The organism is Sphingobacterium sp. UBA7038 (genome assembly GCF_002494055.1).
GTDB lineage: Bacteria > Bacteroidota > Bacteroidia > Sphingobacteriales > Sphingobacteriaceae > Sphingobacterium > Sphingobacterium multivorum.
On record NZ_DLAV01000014.1, the window covers coordinates 86,283 to 102,633 of the forward strand.

The 16,351-nt window shown below is 42.4% G+C and carries 13 protein-coding genes; 3 read left to right on the forward strand and 10 right to left on the reverse strand.

All coding sequences use genetic code 11. From position 1 onward, the window contains the following. Window positions 1–43: 43 nt before the first annotated feature. Both B3H30_RS08835 and B3H30_RS08840 read right to left on the reverse strand, forming a co-directional pair. The gene (locus tag B3H30_RS08835) at window positions 44–682 is read right to left on the reverse strand and encodes an NAD-dependent epimerase/dehydratase family protein (RefSeq protein ID WP_286833931.1); all 639 of its coding nucleotides are present in this window, start codon (window positions 680–682) and stop codon (window positions 44–46) included. Window positions 683–833: 151 nt separating this feature from the next. Beyond that, window positions 834–2,336 carry a Na+/H+ antiporter gene (locus B3H30_RS08840; protein WP_286833933.1) on the reverse strand — a complete coding sequence of 501 codons (1,503 nt, stop codon included), beginning with the start codon at window positions 2,334–2,336 and terminating at the stop codon, window positions 834–836. Between the two features lie 174 nt (window positions 2,337–2,510). Between B3H30_RS08840 and B3H30_RS08845 the strand changes: the two genes are divergently transcribed. Together B3H30_RS08845 and B3H30_RS08850 are read left to right on the forward strand one after the other, a co-directional pair. Next, window positions 2,511–2,768: a hypothetical protein gene (locus tag B3H30_RS08845; protein WP_286833936.1), complete on the forward strand. Its 258-nt coding sequence runs from the start codon at window positions 2,511–2,513 to the stop codon at window positions 2,766–2,768. 116 nt (window positions 2,769–2,884) lie between these two features. Next, a complete protein-coding gene (locus B3H30_RS08850; protein WP_201640018.1) occupies window positions 2,885–4,300 on the forward strand; it encodes a PLP-dependent aminotransferase family protein in 1,416 nt (471 codons plus the stop codon). Window positions 4,301–4,492: 192 nt separating this feature from the next. Here B3H30_RS08850 and B3H30_RS08855 read toward each other — a convergent pair whose 3' ends face one another. The 7 genes from B3H30_RS08855 to B3H30_RS08885 all read right to left on the reverse strand — a co-directional run bounded on the left by B3H30_RS08855 (window position 4,493) and on the right by B3H30_RS08885 (window position 12,756). Next, window positions 4,493–6,136 (reverse strand): PepSY-associated TM helix domain-containing protein, encoded by a 1,644-nt coding sequence (locus B3H30_RS08855; RefSeq protein ID WP_286833939.1) that lies wholly within the window; start codon window positions 6,134–6,136, stop codon window positions 4,493–4,495. A gap of 6 nt (window positions 6,137–6,142) precedes the next feature. Further along, window positions 6,143–6,421, reverse strand: a complete 279-nt coding sequence (locus B3H30_RS08860) for a hypothetical protein (protein ID WP_046672687.1) — start codon at window positions 6,419–6,421, stop codon at window positions 6,143–6,145. Between the two features lie 10 nt (window positions 6,422–6,431). Then, window positions 6,432–6,764 carry a hypothetical protein gene (locus B3H30_RS08865; protein WP_112375062.1) on the reverse strand — a complete coding sequence of 111 codons (333 nt, stop codon included), beginning with the start codon at window positions 6,762–6,764 and terminating at the stop codon, window positions 6,432–6,434. Window positions 6,765–6,793: 29 nt separating this feature from the next. Beyond that, the gene (locus B3H30_RS08870) at window positions 6,794–9,211 is read right to left on the reverse strand and encodes a TonB-dependent siderophore receptor (RefSeq protein ID WP_286833941.1); all 2,418 of its coding nucleotides are present in this window, start codon (window positions 9,209–9,211) and stop codon (window positions 6,794–6,796) included. Between the two features lie 122 nt (window positions 9,212–9,333). After that, window positions 9,334–10,050 (reverse strand): DUF4198 domain-containing protein, encoded by a 717-nt coding sequence (locus B3H30_RS08875; RefSeq protein ID WP_115046414.1) that lies wholly within the window; start codon window positions 10,048–10,050, stop codon window positions 9,334–9,336. Between the two features lie 389 nt (window positions 10,051–10,439). After that, entirely contained in the window at window positions 10,440–11,252 is an 813-nt protein-coding gene (locus B3H30_RS08880; protein WP_286767509.1) for an MBL fold metallo-hydrolase, read from the reverse strand. A 76-nt stretch (window positions 11,253–11,328) separates the two neighbouring features. Beyond that, window positions 11,329–12,756 carry an L-serine ammonia-lyase gene (locus B3H30_RS08885; protein ID WP_286833943.1) on the reverse strand — a complete coding sequence of 476 codons (1,428 nt, stop codon included), beginning with the start codon at window positions 12,754–12,756 and terminating at the stop codon, window positions 11,329–11,331. A 215-nt stretch (window positions 12,757–12,971) separates the two neighbouring features. Here B3H30_RS08885 and B3H30_RS08890 point away from each other — a divergent pair, with 215 nt between their 5' ends. Beyond that, window positions 12,972–14,519: a glycoside hydrolase family 10 protein gene (locus tag B3H30_RS08890; RefSeq protein ID WP_286833945.1), complete on the forward strand. Its 1,548-nt coding sequence runs from the start codon at window positions 12,972–12,974 to the stop codon at window positions 14,517–14,519. 96 nt (window positions 14,520–14,615) lie between these two features. Here the strand turns inward: B3H30_RS08890 and B3H30_RS08895 are convergent, their stop codons facing one another. Further along, a complete protein-coding gene (locus B3H30_RS08895; protein WP_286833947.1) occupies window positions 14,616–16,322 on the reverse strand; it encodes a glycoside hydrolase family 3 protein in 1,707 nt (568 codons plus the stop codon). Between the last annotated feature and the right edge of the window lie 29 nt (window positions 16,323–16,351).

Sequence of the window (16,351 nt, forward strand, 5' to 3'; positions counted from 1 at the left end):
ATCAGGATTATTCAGATTACTACATAAATATTTAACAAAGCGGTCAAGCAAGGGTCCGAATATCTTTAATCTCCAATATATTCTTAACGTTATCTCTTTCCACGGCATGTATCATGGCACGTCCGACTTCATGTAGGGAAAGTACTGCTGAAGGGGCAAAAAATTTGATTATTTTGGCCACAAAAGCAAAGGGATTGGCATGCTTTTGCCCTGCAACAGTCGTCATTGCTCCTGGTCTAAAGTTATACTCCTTTTTGAACGGTAATTTGGCAAGATCATTCTCTGTTTTACCCTTAACCCTAGCCCACATCACTTTGCCTTGCTCCGTACTATCGGTGCTTCCTCCGGAAACATAAATAAAACTGATCTCCGAATTGATTTCCAGCAGGGACTTTGCAAAAGCTAGTGTTGTATCATAAGTAATATAACGGTACTTGTCTTCTTTCATTCCCACAGAACTCACGCCAGCACAGTAAAAGCAGGCATCATAGCCCGCAATCGCATCTCTAAATAGCGAAAGTTTAGTAAAGTCTTCGACCAAAAGTTCCTTTAATTTTGGATGCTGAATGGCAGCAGTCCGGCGGGAAATGCTCAGCACGGCTGTTACCTTTTCATTTTGTAGACATTCCAGCAAAACGCCTTCGCCAACCATTCCGGTGGCTCCTGTTATAATTACCTTCATATTTCAGCATGGCTCCTCATTGGAACCTTTAGTTAAAAATACATTATTGCCCTGAGGCATTTATAAAATTCTATGACTAAATCCGCCGCAACCGCTCTTCTTCCAAGTCCAGTTGATATAACTGCGAACGAACAATCCCCTCGTCAATGGTCTACTCGCAGTTTAGCTTCTGAAGATACTCCCTTTGTACATCCAAAAGCTCCATAAATATCACTTTCGTTTTTTCATTCATCCACGAATCATCGGCCGCATTCACCTTTTCCTCCCAATGTTTCAAAATGCGGTCCATAACATCACGATTGTGCAGCTCTTTCTCATGTTTATCTTTTAGAAATTGGTAAACATGATGTTTCAACCCTTGCTTCATGCGACTACGGACCTGCTCTTCGGGCTCTTCTCCAAAAGTTTCAAATAGTCTAGTCCTTTTGATTAAGTAGGGTAAAGTAAGCCCTTGTATCAAGAGCGTGGATAAGATCACGACAAAGGTGATGAATAAGATCAGGTTTCGCTGCGGAATAGCCACACCATTCATAAAGACAGGAATGGATAATGCTGCTGCCAATGACACCACACCACGCATGCCGGTCCAGCCCAACAAAAGAGGCATTAGAAAACGCTGTTTGGTAGATCTCGATCTTGGCGCCACACCCGGGCGAAAAATAAGGGTAGCAATCATGGCTGCATACGAGCTGATAATACGAGCAAGGATCAATACTCCCGTTACCAAAAGACCGTACCCGATGGCTTCTAACAGCGACGTTCCATTGGACCGCAAACCCGCAACAATCTCCGGAAGATCTAATCCAATAATAAAAAATATGATACCGTTCAGGATAAATACAAAACTCTCCCAGACACTCAGCCCCCGCACCCGGCTCGTACTATTGAGAAATGTCAGCCGCTGACCGGACATCAAAAGGCCACCGGCAACGACAGCCAACACCCCTGAGCTATGAAATTGCTCTGCGATCCAATACATAAAGTAAGGTTCAATCAAGGTAAGTGCAATATCCGAGGGCGCATCTGTCGGTAGACGCTTGTGTGCCTGTATAAAAAACCAACCCAATAACAGGCCAATACCCACACCACCGACCAGCATCCAGATAAAGGATACCGCAGCTTGTCCCCATACAAATTGACCTGTCCCAACAGCAATAAGAGCAAAACGTACAATGATCAAGGAAGAAGCATCATTTAATAGGCTTTCGCCTTCCAGGATCGCAGAAGTAGCTTTGGGAACTTTCACAAATTTCATAATCGCTCCTGTGCTGACAGCATCTGGCGGTGACACAATGCCTCCCAGCAGAAAGCCCAACGCTAGTGTAAAGCCCGGTATATAATAATTGGCAACAACCGCGACAGAAAGTGCCGTAAAGAATACAACCAAGAAGGCAAAACTCCCGATAATACGCCACCATTTCTTCATCTCCTTAAACGAAATAGACCAAGAAGCCTCGCAAAGCAAGGGCGGTAGAAAAATGAGAAAGATGACGTCCGGATCAATCGTTACGACGGGCAAAGTGGGAATAAAACTAATGAATAGCCCCGCCAGAACCAATAGAATGGGATAGGCTACCCGTAGTTTGGTCGCCCACATTTCGATCAATACGATGATCGCAATCATTGCGATAAATAAAGGAAATAAGCTGTGCATACTACTTCATAATTTATAGATCCGGAGATATCCTTTTCGTAGTGTAAAGATCTCAAATGGAAATTACAAAAATCACCGGACAACCTAATTTTTTTCTGTACCCCTATTTTAACGGCACTCTGTACCTAAACGGCATCCTGTACCCTTCTTAAATTAGCAAAAAGATTTATTCTTATGGCGACAACTGCACATCAACCGTATCTGATCAGACAAGTGGATCTTTCTGATTTAGCGCTTATCAAAGAAATACAAAACAAAAAGCAGGTAGATACAGCACGCATAAGCATGCCTTTCCTGGTGCTCGACCAAGGCAATCAATTAAAAGCCTTTTCGTCTGTAATACTCTGCAGAAAGAATTTACTGTCGGTCGAAATGACCTACGACGGTCCTATTTCGGATACGCTTTCCAACGTATTTATGAACAAAGCGTAATCCTTCTTTGAGCAACAGTTGATGAACCTATTTGGTTCGGAAGAATCGCTCAGAAAAGGAATCCGCCGATATAATAACTGGTTAAATCAAAACAGAAACAGTAAATTAGCATAAGGATGGAACAGCAACTGTTATATAAAAAAATAGCCAATATTGTTGAAAACCAGATCAAAAATGGTTCCTTGGTCTATGGCGATCGTTTACCTTCTGTCCGCAGCGCTCAGAAATTATACAATGTAAGTTTAAATACGGCAAAAAGTGCCTATATGGAACTAGAGAGTCGATCGCTCATTGAATCACGCCCCAAATCAGGCTATTTCGTTAGCCGATCCGGGCTTCGTCGGATGGCTATCCCGTCCATTTCTACCTTCAAAATCGACGAAAAGAAACAAGATCCCGCGGCATTGATCGATAAAGTTTTCCACTCCCTGGAAGACAAGGAAATTACACGCTTTTCACTGGGTTTACCCAGTGCATCATTACTTCCGATTCAGAAACTTAATCGATGCATTATAGAGTCGGTTCATGAGCTGCATGATTACGGTGATCAATATGGACAGGTACAGGGAAGTCCGAGCTTACGGAAAGAAATTGCCAAATGGTCATTGGTACTTGAGGGAAAAATAAGTGACGAGGATCTTATTATCACGTCGGGCGCCATGAATGCCATCTACAGCTGCCTTCGTGCCGTCACTAAACCCGGCGACACCATAGCGGTAGAAAGCCCCCTTTACTTTGGCTTTATTCAGGCTTTTCAACTACTGGGCCTCAAAACCATCGAGATTCCGACCCACCCTATTACGGGAATTGAATTGGATGCCCTGAAAAAAGTTATTCATAAAATTGATGTCTGTTGTTTTGTCACCAACTTTAGCAATCCATTGGGCGCACTCATGCCTGAGGAGCACAAGAAAGAGCTTGTCAAACTGCTCGCACACCACCATATTCCATTGATTGAAGACGACCTATATGGAAACATCTATTTCGGTTCGTCACGGCCCAAACCATGCAAATATTTTGACGAAGAGGGACTGGTGATGTGGTGTGGATCATTTACCAAAGTATTAGCCCCAAGTTTTCGGCTCGGTTGGGTTGAGCCCGGGCAATACAAAGATAAGATCCTAAAACAAAAGCTCATACAAACGATTTCGCAGCCTGCAATTTACCAGGAAGCTGTTTCCAAATTCTTACAGATCGGCCGGTACGACCATCACCTCAATAGCTTCAGAAAAAAACTGTACAGCAATTATGTCAATTTTAGAAACAGCATTGAGGCCCATTTTCCGGAAAATACCAAAATGTCGCAGCCCGAAGGTGGCTTTGTACTTTGGTTAGAGCTGGACAAAAAGATAGACTCAACGGTGCTATACGATTATGCGCTCAGGCAAAAGTTGAGTTTTGCTCCGGGAAGGATGTTTACACAGCACGATCAGTTTAAGAACTGTATTCGGCTAAACTATGCCGTGGACTGGAACGAAAAGACAGCACAGGATCTGATGCGCCTCGGCCGATTTTTTAAGGCTGTATTGTAAGAGGAAATTTCCGCGATCATCAGTATGGTATCCTTGGATAAGAATTGCTCTGCGCCATGAGGCATTGTCTACCAGGATCTGACCTTAAAGGTATTTAAGCCGTACCCTATAAACGTTCCAAGGGCACCTTGTGAGCACCCTTGGAATCAAAAAACAAAGTGTATACACTTCGCAGAGAGAAAAGAATCTTTGTTAACGAATCGTCTCAAAGAATTTTTTAGTCTTGTTATAGGCGATTACACCAATTATACCGATCATCAGCCATAAAAAGTCGACGACGAAAATATCCCGCTGTCCATTGCGGAAGGTATCCCAGATCCAGTTACCAGTCATAAAACCATTGGCAAGTGGAATAAAAAATGCCAATATGCTTCCAACCAGCAATGTTTCGCGATTGGTTCTGCGTATGCTTCTCCGGATAATGTAATACAGTGAAAATAGGAGCCAGCTATAGAAATAAACGCGGTATATAAAATCCTGATTGACCTCAGGGCTCAATTTAATAGCAATGAAAGTCAATGCAGTGACAGGTAACATCGTCAAACATATTGCCGTGAAAATATTGGCCGCCCAGAAATTGAATTTTCGTTTTCGTGGAATTACATTGTTTTTGTCACGCGCTACCAACCAGATCAATATACCCGAGATAATAACAAGACACCCCATAACTCCCAAAATAAAGTACACCATCTTGAGCGGATAGCCTCCATAATCGCCATAATGCAACCGGTATATAATGCTGCGCACCCCATCTGCATAGCTAGCATCGCTAACTGGTGATTTCTCGGCAACAACTTTATTGTCGGCCGCTCGCACAGACAACAGCCCCGATCCAGCAAAGCTTTTGTTAAAATGCGGTTCCAGCTCCATGATAACATGCATATTGGAGTCTGCGTAGTTTTTGATCGTAATACGCTGAAAATCGGCTTCCGGCCATTTGTGTTTTGCCAGATCTAAAAATGGAGCGATATTAATGTCTGCATTTAAAGGTTTGTAGGTATAAGGAAAATTGGTTTCGGCACTAACCCCCATCTCCTGATACATTTTTTGCTGATCACCATCATACAACAACTTGCTCAGCGGCAAAGCCAGGACAGAATTAATGATCAAAAACGTACCTGTTACCGCGAAGATAAATTGAAAGGGGAAACCAATGACGCCCAATGCGGTGTGCATATCGGTCCATACCGTTTTCCATTTACTGAAGGGTCTGAACATAAAGAAATTTGAGACGATCTTATCCCAATGCAGCAATAACCCGGTAATAAGGGCAAACAGAAAAATAAAAGCAGTAATACCTGCAATAAGATAACCAAATGGCGCTATGCCTACCCGAATCGGCACCTGATTGAGCTGGGCCAAGAAATGCAAACGAAATAGAAACTCGCCCATATCGTAATTCTGCACATAGTCTCCAGCCTTTTTATTGGCAAAATTATAGGTAAAGTTCTTTGAATCATCATCTCCACCCCTTCTGCGGCTATTCTTTTTTGCAGCTTTTTGTTCAGGCGTGATCTTCGCCAGGTTTTCTTTGTTGAGTATACTATCGTTAGATGCACTCAAGCCCACATAGGCTGAAGTCCCTTCCCGGTGCATATAAAAAGTGATATCGCGTCCATGCAAATTTGTTTGTCCTTTAAGTGAGTCGAGCAAATGATCAAGGTTTTTATGATCTTCGCGATAAGTCTTATACGACGTATTATTCTGCCAGGCAGCAATTTCATTCCTAAAAAACGCAAATGATCCCGCAAAAAATATCACATAAAGGATAGCGCAAATAATAATGCCACTAATGGTATGCGTATTGAAATAGATATTATAATTTCGGTTATTCATGATGACTTACAGTTTGAAGAAATAGGGCAGGGAGAAAAGGACAGCCAACACTAAATATATCCCCCATATTTTCCATCCACTCTTAGCAAGAAAGGCCAATAAGAGCAGTACTGCCCATAGGAGATAGCCCGTGAAGCAAGCCGTGGCAACAACATCCTTTTTCTCAAAAATATGAGTGACCAAAACGTGGAAAGAGATCATGACGACATAACCACCGATAAATCCGGCTGTAATTTTCAGGAATCGCTGAAAGGGCGTACTGAGGTATTTTTTATTAGCAGGCATATTTAATCGGTTAAGAAATCAATAATTCAACACAAAGGCTAAATACATACAATCCCATAATTGGGTATAATTTGAAATAGCGATAAGGATTTAATAGGACCACAAGACACATCATGCACATGAAATAGGCAAAAAAAGCAAAAAAACCTGCTCCAAAGCCTTGCAGATAAAGAACAGCTATAAATGGAAAGATCAACAGTAGCATGCTCAATGTGCGCACAAACTTCGTTTGTGCGCACAATTTTTCGAGCCATTGTGGTCTAGGGCCAAACTTCACTTTTTTACTTGTGTTGTAAAAAAGATAGGCTCCCATGAGTATAACGATTAACAGTGTACTATACATCGATTCTATAATTTATCTGGATCGGTCCGTTAAAATTTATAGGTCACTCCCATGCGGAAATTACGTCTGGCTTCGACGATATAGGAATAATAATCCACACCACCGAGCTTCTGAACGGCCGCACTTGCTTTGGAGATCGATCCAGCAGTCAGCAATTTGCGGTTGTCCAACACATTATTGATTACGACCGAAATGGCATACTTCCCTTTTTGATAGCTGATGCCTGCATCGGTACGCAGATAATTTTTGAAATTACTTTCTTTTGTTGTTCCTACGGCACGGTCAAACATTCCCTGAACACTTCCCATAAAGCCAAGTCCACGCACTTTCCCATCCTGAATACGATAGGATACAAATGCATTGGCTGTATGTTTTGCCGTATTCGGAGTGATATTACCGATATTTTCTTCTTTGGTATCTTTGGAGATCTTCGAATCTGTCAAGGCATAGTTGGCATTTACATTTAGCCCCTTAATAATTTCCCCGGTGACATCAAATTCGATACCCTTGCTTCTGGTTTCTCCCAATTGGGTTTGGAATGACACACCATTAACGACGTGGCTCGGATCGGGGTCAGCTACCAGCGCATTTTTACGGGCAATAGTGTAGGCACTTAACGTGGAGATCCATTTTCCACCCATCCACTCTTTCTTAACACCTGCTTCTAAATCATTTCCGCGTATTGGTTTGAAAGCATTACCTTCCCAGTCGGTACCAGCGACAGGAACAAAAGATTGATCAAACAAGCCATATACACTCATGGATTTATCGATCGAATAGCTCAACCCTACCCTCGGCGTAAATGCTTTATCGGTTCTGTCAGCTACAGACGTTTTTCCTATGGTCTCATTAATTGTATAGCGTAAGCCAAGCGATAAACGCAATTTCTCTTCCAGAAATGCCAATTCATCGTGCGCATAGAATGACATATAGTTTGTTGAAGTCACGTAGTTGCTACCGCCCGCACGCACCTTTACACTCTGCGAACGATCCAGCGCAGGGAATACACTGCCCGGAATACCGTATTTAGGATCATAGACGTTGAGCGGAGCTGAAGGAATCGAATCTAAAATCGTTCTAAAATCGCCCCAGAACTTCTTATTACCATAGTCGGCTCCCACCAAAATCCGATGACGAACGCTTCCGGTATATTCTTCTCCGTTTAAAGAAACCTGACCAAAACTATTTTCACCATGTTCGTCGGCAATACTGTAATAACGTGGCATATCGCCATTGGCTTTCATGTAATTCAGCCATGTACTGGTGGCTTTCATATCAAAATTGAAATAGGCCATCTGTGCATGCAATTTCCAGTTTTCGTTTAGTTTGCGGTCCAGGTAAATATAGGCACTATGGTCTTTTAGCTTTCCGGGCTCCATGGAGGGATCACCATAGAAGAAGTCATTGGCAATACCCGGATCGGCAAATCCTTTGGGTGAGAACGTATAATTACCATTTGACAGGTAGGTAGACCCTTGGTAGGTGTATTCAAATGTTAAGTTCGTCAAAGAATCTACTTTATAGGTAACCACTGGCGCTATAACAAGCCGGTTACTATAATTATATTTTGTAAAAAAATCTTTTTGTTGTCCGGCCACATTCAGACGGTAAAGCAGTTTGCCATCTTTGCGCAATTTACCATCCAAGTCAACGGCAGCGCGATAGGTACTGAAGCTCCCTGTATTCAGGGTAACAGACCCCTTGGTATTACCGGTAGGTTTTTTTGTTACCACATTATAAAAGCCGCCAGGTTCGCCATTGGCAAGCATAAAACCGGCTGGTCCTTTTACAAATTCGATCCGTTCGATCATACTTGCATCTTCGGCTGTAGGCCCCCAAGAAGCTTCAATGTTCATCCCATTACGGAATGCAGGGATCTTAGAGCCACGCATACGGATATTGGCATATTGGTTGTCCCAATGGCCCTGACGTGTTGCGCCACTAACATTACGCGTAATACCATCAACAATGTCGAAAACCTGTTGATCTGCCATTAAATCGGAAGAAATAACCTGTATATTTTGAGGCAGCTCTAGGATTGGTGTTTTAAGGCGTAACGATCCGGAGATACTGTCAAACTTATAATGCTCATAGTATTTACCATAAACCGCAACTTCGTCAATAGCTTGCGATTGGTCCTTTAAGATAATGGGACCAAGGTTTGCCGTCTCATCTGTTACGTTCACTTCCATCGTATGCTTACCGTAACCGATCGCTTTAATCTCGATATGGTAGGTTTTGGATGAAAGCTTATGAAAAGCGAAATGCCCCTCACTATCTGTGCTGGTGGTCACACCTGTATTAGTTAATTTTACTGTCGCTCCTGTGATAGGTTCGGATTTTTCATTGATAAGAATTCCTTCAATGACTTTGTTCGTCTGTGCTTGTGCAACAGAAAAGACCGAACTAATCATAGGAATAGCCAAAAAGGATAAAGTTTTATTCATGAATGTAGTATGGTAGATGTTTTATTATAGTAGATTTTTCTTAGATATTTTTTTTGTAAGGACCCATTGGTGTTGCCATCGTTTCAGATTAGACCCTTATGCTGTCTTCGCTGTAGCTGCGGTTATTTGACAGTAATGAAAGTCGTACTTCCCTGCCATGTCGAAGCATAGGCTTTCCCTTCATGTTCACCTGCAGTTTCAGCAAACGTACTTGCTTCCAAGACGTATGGACCAGCCCATATTGCGTCAAATGTCAGGATGCCATGCTCGTCCGCAACAAACTCTTTTCCCCAACCGGTAGTCGAAAAAACAGAAACTTTGGCCTGTGGAACAGCTTTGCCGAAGCTGGTGATCTTTGCTTGTATACGTTGCCCCTTTTTTGCGTTAGCCGCACCAAGCAACTCAATTTGCAATGGGCTTTTTACATTTTTATAATCGAGTGTTGCAGACTTTCCTACGATAACAGGCACTAAGGAAGAAAACTCATACTTCGTTTTACCGCCTAGATCTTTAGGTGCTTTAACAATGGATAGGAAATAGGTTCCGGCTGCTGTAGGTTGGAATGAACCGCTAAAGTGATCGCCTTGATTCGTCAATTGAAGCTTGACGGGTTCCTGTCCCGGGGCATGCAACATTAATGAGAAGTCCTTCACGTCGGAGTACCATTTGTCGACCTGATCTCTTTCATTCGTTGCAAACTCGCCGTAATATACCTTGACTTCATGGGATTGGTTTAACGTTCCATAAGAAGATGATTCAATCCAAAGGGCATGGGCATGACTAGAGTGACTACACAGTAATACCGTAAGAAATGTGAAAAATGAAATTAAAATTTTCATAATATGTTGATTGATGTTTAGTTTTCTTCAACTTATTATGGGAGAATTTGCAGGTTTTGCATATGCTTAACAACGAATAAAATAATAAAATTCGTTATCTTGCAAGTTCTTCCATATCGTATATCGGGAGTAACTGACACAGCGTGCTGTTTCAGTCATCTACATGCAGTTGCCGCTGTATGTTGATTAACGCCATGTGATAGATTGCCGTCTATTACATGGTGTTTTTTGTTTCTTGTTGTCCAAATAAGTATAAAAGATATTATTTAGACTGATTAAAAACAAAGCAAATATAACAGGAAATCTTTTTAAAACAACTAATTTTTTCATTTTACAGTATTCTTACGCTTTAACTGAAGAAATACAGCGAACAAAAAGAGCGTTGTTAGTTAGGAAGAGAGTGCGGAAAGGATTGAAAAAGATGCCACATGGTTTTCCAGCACAAGTTTCAGGTCGAATAATTCTGTTTCCTGGTAACGTGTCGCGACATGCAGCTGGATACGTTCGCAATGTGGTTCGAAAGTTTGCTGTACCAGATCGACGGTATTATTTTCGCCGGAGAGGTGAGTGAGGATAAGATGTTTCAGACGGTCAGTTTTATAGGCGTTAAACAGCTCGACGGCAACACGATTTGACAAGTGTCCCCAACCACTGCTGATCCGATTTTTCAGAAAATAGGAATAGCGTCCTGTACGCAACATCTCCTCGTCATAATTTGATTCCAGGAGCAAAACATCCGAATGTTGAATAACATGCTGCACATTTTCGCAAGGTCGTCCAATATCTGTCAGGACACCGATATTGTATGTTCCATCTGAGACAAGAAAGCTGCAGGGTTCTTTGGCATCGTGATATTTGGGAATACCATACACCTTAAGCCCTCCAATTTCAACAACCTGATTAGGAGAAATGATATGGACCAAATGGGATGGAAGATGCAAACGGGTACCATCGTAACTCCCCTTGGTAATATAAACCGGTAAATTATATTTTTTGGCAAATACAGATAGGCCCCTAATATGATCAGAATGTTCATGGGTAATGAAAATTGCTTTGATCTGAGTCGGTAAAATACCCAGGTTGTACATCCGCAGGTGCATATGCTTGCTGTTGATTCCAGCATCTATCAGGATAGCAGAATCATCTTTAGCGACATAATAGCAGTTCCCATTACTTCCGGAGGCGATTGCACAATATTTCATTCGTTTATGCTCTTTATAAGAATAGATCTATTTTACCGCGTCAAAGATACGAAAAACGAGAAAACTTCGGCAGTCATTAACATTCCGGCAAACTCAATGGAATATTGACGGCCAATCCACCATCTGCTGTTTCCTTATATTTGGCATTCATATCCAAAGCAGTCTCCCACATAGTTTTAACCACTGTATCCAAACTTACTTTTGCTTTATCCGGATTCGATTGCAGTGCCAATTGTGCCGCAGTAATGGCTTTAATGGCTCCCATTGTGTTGCGTTCGATGCAAGGAATTTGTACCAGTCCACCGATTGGATCGCATGTCAATCCGAGGTGATGTTCCATGGCAATCTCGGCAGCCATCAGCACCTGGCGCTGTGATCCGCCGAGTACTTCTGTCAGCGCGCCGGCTGCCATCGCTGATGAAACGCCAATCTCGGCCTGACAACCGCCCATTGCGGCTGAAATGGTTGCATTTTTCTTAAATATCGATCCGATCTCGGATGCGGTAAGAATAAATTGGATAATTTTATTTTCAAGCATTCCGTCGTGGAAAGTAATGTAATATTGCAACACCGCTGGGATAACGCCTGAGGCCCCATTGGTAGGAGCTGTAACTACACGTCCGAAAGAGGCGTTCTCCTCATTTACCGCAAGTGCAAAACAACTTACCCAATCCAGAATATATTGAAAGTTTTGGCCGCCCTCGCGAATGGCAGCTACCCAGGACTCATAATCTTGATAACTTCGTCCCTGCATTAACTTTTTGTTTAGCTTGGCTGCTCTACGTTCGACATTTAAGCCCCCAGGTAATGTCCCGCCAGTATGACAGCCGCGGTAGATACATTCATGTATTGTTTTATAAATATTCAAAACGCCTGCCACGGTTTCACTTTCTTCACGCCATGCACATTCATTTTCAAGGACCAGCTCCGAGATTTTCAGACCCGTTTTCATCGTCCAATGCAAGAGTTCCTGTGCAGTATCGACAGGAAACGGAAGATCCACTTCAGACAAAACACCTTCAGTATCATTTTCCTGCACCACAAAACCGCCACCTATCGAATAATAGGTTTCAGTAATTGCCTTACCATTGGATAGGAATGCCTGAAAGGTCACTGCGTTGGGGTGAAAAGGTAAACTTTCCGCGTATAGAAACAAGAGGTCTTCCGGATAGGAAAAAGGAATCGTCCGTTCGCCAGCGACTTCCAGTTCGCCGACTGTCTTAATATGCTCGACTTTGGGCATCACGCTATTGACATCAAAGGTAACCGGATCATCTCCACTTAGTCCCAGGAGCACAGCAATATCGGTACCATGTCCAGCACCGGTTTTGGCCAAAGAACCATACAGCAGGATTTTGACTTGTTCGACTTCATGCAAGACAACTTTTGACCTAAGAACAGCTGTAAATTGCTGGGCTGCACGCCAAGGTCCCAAGGTATGCGAACTCGAGGGCCCTATACCAATCTTAAACATGTCAAAAACGGATATTTGTTCTTTGCTCATAATCTTTTTTATTGTGGTTAGCCGATCAAGCCATTGCTTTTGTGAAAACCGCATCTAAATTAGCACAAATAAAGTACAATGTTACTTGTATTTGCATTATTATCAATTTGAAAACCAAGCTCAGGTTCTTTTAACAAGTATCCAACAAACATCTTACATTTTTTAGGGAAAAAGTAAGAAATGCTTCCCTATCTTTGTTGGCTATAATTTATAGAATGACGGGAAAAACATATTTATATTCTTTTTTTACCATTGTTATCTGTTTATTTTCGATTAGAACGTATTCCCAGCAACTACCTAAGCGGGAGTTTCGTGGCGTGTGGGTTGCAACCATAGGTAATATTGACTGGCCATCTGTCAAAGCGGGCAATAATGTCGCACAGCAAAAACAGGAGTTTATTGATTTATTGGACCAGCACCGCAGCGCGGGACTGAATGCCATTATTTTGCAGGTACGTCCAGCTGCCGACGCATTCTACGCGAAGGGCAGAGAACCATGGAGTAGATATCTAACCGGGAAACAGGGATTACCACCTTCGCCATTTTATGACCCCTTGGAGTTTGCCATCACCGAGGCCCACAAGAGAGGAATGGAACTCCATGCCTGGTTCAATCCGTATCGTGCTTCCACAACATTAAATCCGGCTCATTTTTCGGATGAGCATATTACCAAGCGTCACCCGGAATGGTTCTTCACCTATGCTGGCAAGAAGCTTTTCAACCCCGGTATTCCGGAAGTTCGCAAATATATTACTGATGTCATCATGGATGTGGTCAAAAACTACGATGTAGATGGCATTCATTTCGATGATTATTTTTACCCCTATCCCGATAGCAGAAATACACCGGTACCGGATCAGATTACCTTTGGTCAATATAATAATGGGATCGAGAAAATTGACGACTGGCGACGCAACAATGTCAACGTACTGGTGCACGATCTTGGTGTTGCCATCAAAAAGATAAAACCATATGTCAAATATGGCATTAGTCCTTGTGGGGTATGGGACAACAAAGAAAATAACAGTGCCGGATCAGATACCCGTGGTCTGAGCGCTTACCGGGAACTGTATGCTGACGGTGTCAAATGGATGCAGGAAGGTTGGATCGATTATATCAATCCACAGATCTACTTTCCATTCAAAAATCGTGCAGCAGCCTATGAGATCTTGGTTGACTGGTGGCAGAAACACACCTATGGCCGTCACTTTTATGTCGGGCATGGAGCTTATCGTGTTACCGAAAATAAAATCGGCTGGACAGACCGTAGTCAGATCCCCAGACAGGTACGCCACTTAAGGGAGGAGCACGATGTGGAGGGAAGTATTTATTTCAGTTCCAAATCACTTACGGACAATCTTGTTGGACTGCAGGATTCCATGCGAAATGACCTGTACCGTACACCGGCTTTACCCCCTACAATGCCTTGGTTAGATAGTATCCCACCCAATGCCCCCTTCGGTCTTCTGGTGAAAAATTCGGCCAATGGTAAAATGAACACCTTATTTTGGCAAAAACCCGATGTGGCCAATGATGGGGAGTCGGCTTATGGCTATGTGATCTATCGCTTCAACCTCGATGAAAAAGTAAACATTAAAGACCCTGGAAAAATCATTTTTATCACCTTTGATGGGGATAAGCTTCAATATACCGATGACGATATCAAACAGCATCAAAAGTATAAATATGTCGTGACGGCGATTGACCGTATGAAAAATGAAAGTAAGCCATCCGATAGCAGGTCCGCCCATGAAGAGATTTAAGTGCTGCTAAAAAAAATACCCCTTCCGAAATGGCTTTGCAATTGCAGGAGGGCCATTTTTGGAAGAGGTACCGTGTTGGTGTGATTTTATAATGCTTTATTTCCCCTGTCCGTATTTAAATTTTTTGTTTATCGTAACAGGGAGTTTTCCTTTCGGCGTATTTTGCCCTAAAATAGTTTTCACTGCCGCTTTCTGCATGAAAGCATCATTTTGATAGGCCAGCAAAATTGTTTTTGCTTTTTTGGATGCTTCAAATCCATCCACAGCATAGGCATTGGTAAATAAAGTCAGGATTGATTTTTTTGCAAATTTCTTCATCAGGCCCTGAACATCTTTATTTAATACCATGGTCGGACGTGGACGAAGTCTCGTATCGTGTACGGCAATAATAAATTGTTTGTTCTTCTTGATTTCTTTGGTAAGACGTTTGATATCATCTTTACTTGTGCTATCCGTGATGAAATATTGTGTTTCATTTGTGAGTGCACTAGCCAATTCATTTTGGAAGGTCTGATTGGCTGTAATACCAATGTTGATAATAGCCGTAGGTAAATCCTTTTTGAATGATTTTATTTTTTCGGTAGAATTTAATGCCGTGATCGCTGCATCGGACAGTTCGTCAATGAGTTGAACAGCTGAAGCACGATGTAAATCATGGTATAGATTCTGTTGTACAGTTGCCTGATATTTATCTAAACCAAGCCAGAGCTTAGCGGCAAGCACTCGTTTTACCCGCGCATCAATATCGGCCTGCGCGATACGTCCTTCTTCAATAGCTTTTACAATCAAATTGATCGCACGCTTGCTATTCTCCGACACTTCAAGTAAATCATGCCCTGCGATAATCGCCTGTACGTCGGCTTCTCCATTTGGAAAAAACTTCTTTACACCTTTCATGTCCATTGCATCAGTAACTGTTAGTCCTTTAAAGCCAAGTTCATTACGCAAAAGATCGGTTACAACCTTTTTAGAGATGGAAGATGGCATATTAGGCGTGTCATCTAAACTCGGAATATTCATGTGGGCCACCATAACAGCAGGTGCACCGGCTTTAATAAGCTCTTTGAACGGATACAACTCCAGGGTATCCAAACGTTTTTTGTCGAAAGGTAGTTGCGGCAGATCATAATGAGAATCCACATCTGTATCGCCATGCCCCGGGAAGTGTTTAATGGAAGCCAGGATACCACCATCCACCATACCGTCCATATACGCTTTAGCTTTCTGGGTTACATTATATTTATTATCACCGAAGGAGCGGATACCGATAACGGGATTTTTAGGGTTATTGTTGATATCCACATCAGGGGCAAAATTGAAATGCATACCTATACGTTGGAAGTCTAAAGCAACCTCACGTCCCATGCGATAAATCAGCTGATTATCCTGAACGGCCCCTAAAGTCATCTGATAAGGGAACGACAAAGTAGAATCTGGCATACGCATGCCTAATCCCCACTCGCCATCAAATGTCATCATCAATGGGACCTTGGACAGGGATTGATACCGATTGAACATATCAACATGGCGGACAGGACCGCCCTGAAAAACAACGAGACCGCCCAAATGTTGGTCCTGTATAACCTGAGCTACGGAGTCAATATATTTCTGTCCTAAATTGGTGTGTGCCCTAACCAAAAATAACTGTGCAACTTTTTCTTTTGGCGTCAACGTATTGAATACCGCATCGACCCATGCATGCTGGGAGTTGATGTATTTCACAAAATCTTTTTTGTCCTGAGCTTTCAAAAAAGAAATTGTGCCGACTAATGCCAATATTCCCAGACCGAGTTTTTTGAACATAAATTAGTTTGTATAATGTATTTAAAATA

Excerpts from the sequence above, each read along its gene's own strand:
- B3H30_RS08835 (WP_286833931.1), bottom strand. The coding sequence starts at position 682 with ATGAAGGTAATTATAACAGGAGCCACCGGAATGGTTGGCGAAGGCGTT.
- B3H30_RS08840 (WP_286833933.1), bottom strand. The coding sequence starts at position 2,336 with ATGCACAGCTTATTTCCTTTATTTATCGCAATGATTGCGATCATCGTA.
- B3H30_RS08845 (WP_286833936.1), top strand. The coding sequence starts at position 2,511 with ATGGCGACAACTGCACATCAACCGTATCTGATCAGACAAGTGGATCTT.
- B3H30_RS08850 (WP_201640018.1), top strand. The coding sequence starts at position 2,885 with ATGGAACAGCAACTGTTATATAAAAAAATAGCCAATATTGTTGAAAAC.
- B3H30_RS08855 (WP_286833939.1), bottom strand. The coding sequence starts at position 6,136 with ATGAATAACCGAAATTATAATATCTATTTCAATACGCATACCATTAGT.
- B3H30_RS08860 (WP_046672687.1), bottom strand. The coding sequence starts at position 6,421 with ATGCCTGCTAATAAAAAATACCTCAGTACGCCCTTTCAGCGATTCCTG.
- B3H30_RS08865 (WP_112375062.1), bottom strand. The coding sequence starts at position 6,764 with ATGTATAGTACACTGTTAATCGTTATACTCATGGGAGCCTATCTTTTT.
- B3H30_RS08870 (WP_286833941.1), bottom strand. The coding sequence starts at position 9,211 with ATGAATAAAACTTTATCCTTTTTGGCTATTCCTATGATTAGTTCGGTC.
- B3H30_RS08875 (WP_115046414.1), bottom strand. The coding sequence starts at position 10,050 with ATGAAAATTTTAATTTCATTTTTCACATTTCTTACGGTATTACTGTGT.
- B3H30_RS08880 (WP_286767509.1), bottom strand. The coding sequence starts at position 11,252 with ATGAAATATTGTGCAATCGCCTCCGGAAGTAATGGGAACTGCTATTAT.
- B3H30_RS08885 (WP_286833943.1), bottom strand. The coding sequence starts at position 12,756 with ATGAGCAAAGAACAAATATCCGTTTTTGACATGTTTAAGATTGGTATA.
- B3H30_RS08890 (WP_286833945.1), top strand. The coding sequence starts at position 12,972 with ATGACGGGAAAAACATATTTATATTCTTTTTTTACCATTGTTATCTGT.
- B3H30_RS08895 (WP_286833947.1), bottom strand. The coding sequence starts at position 16,322 with ATGTTCAAAAAACTCGGTCTGGGAATATTGGCATTAGTCGGCACAATT.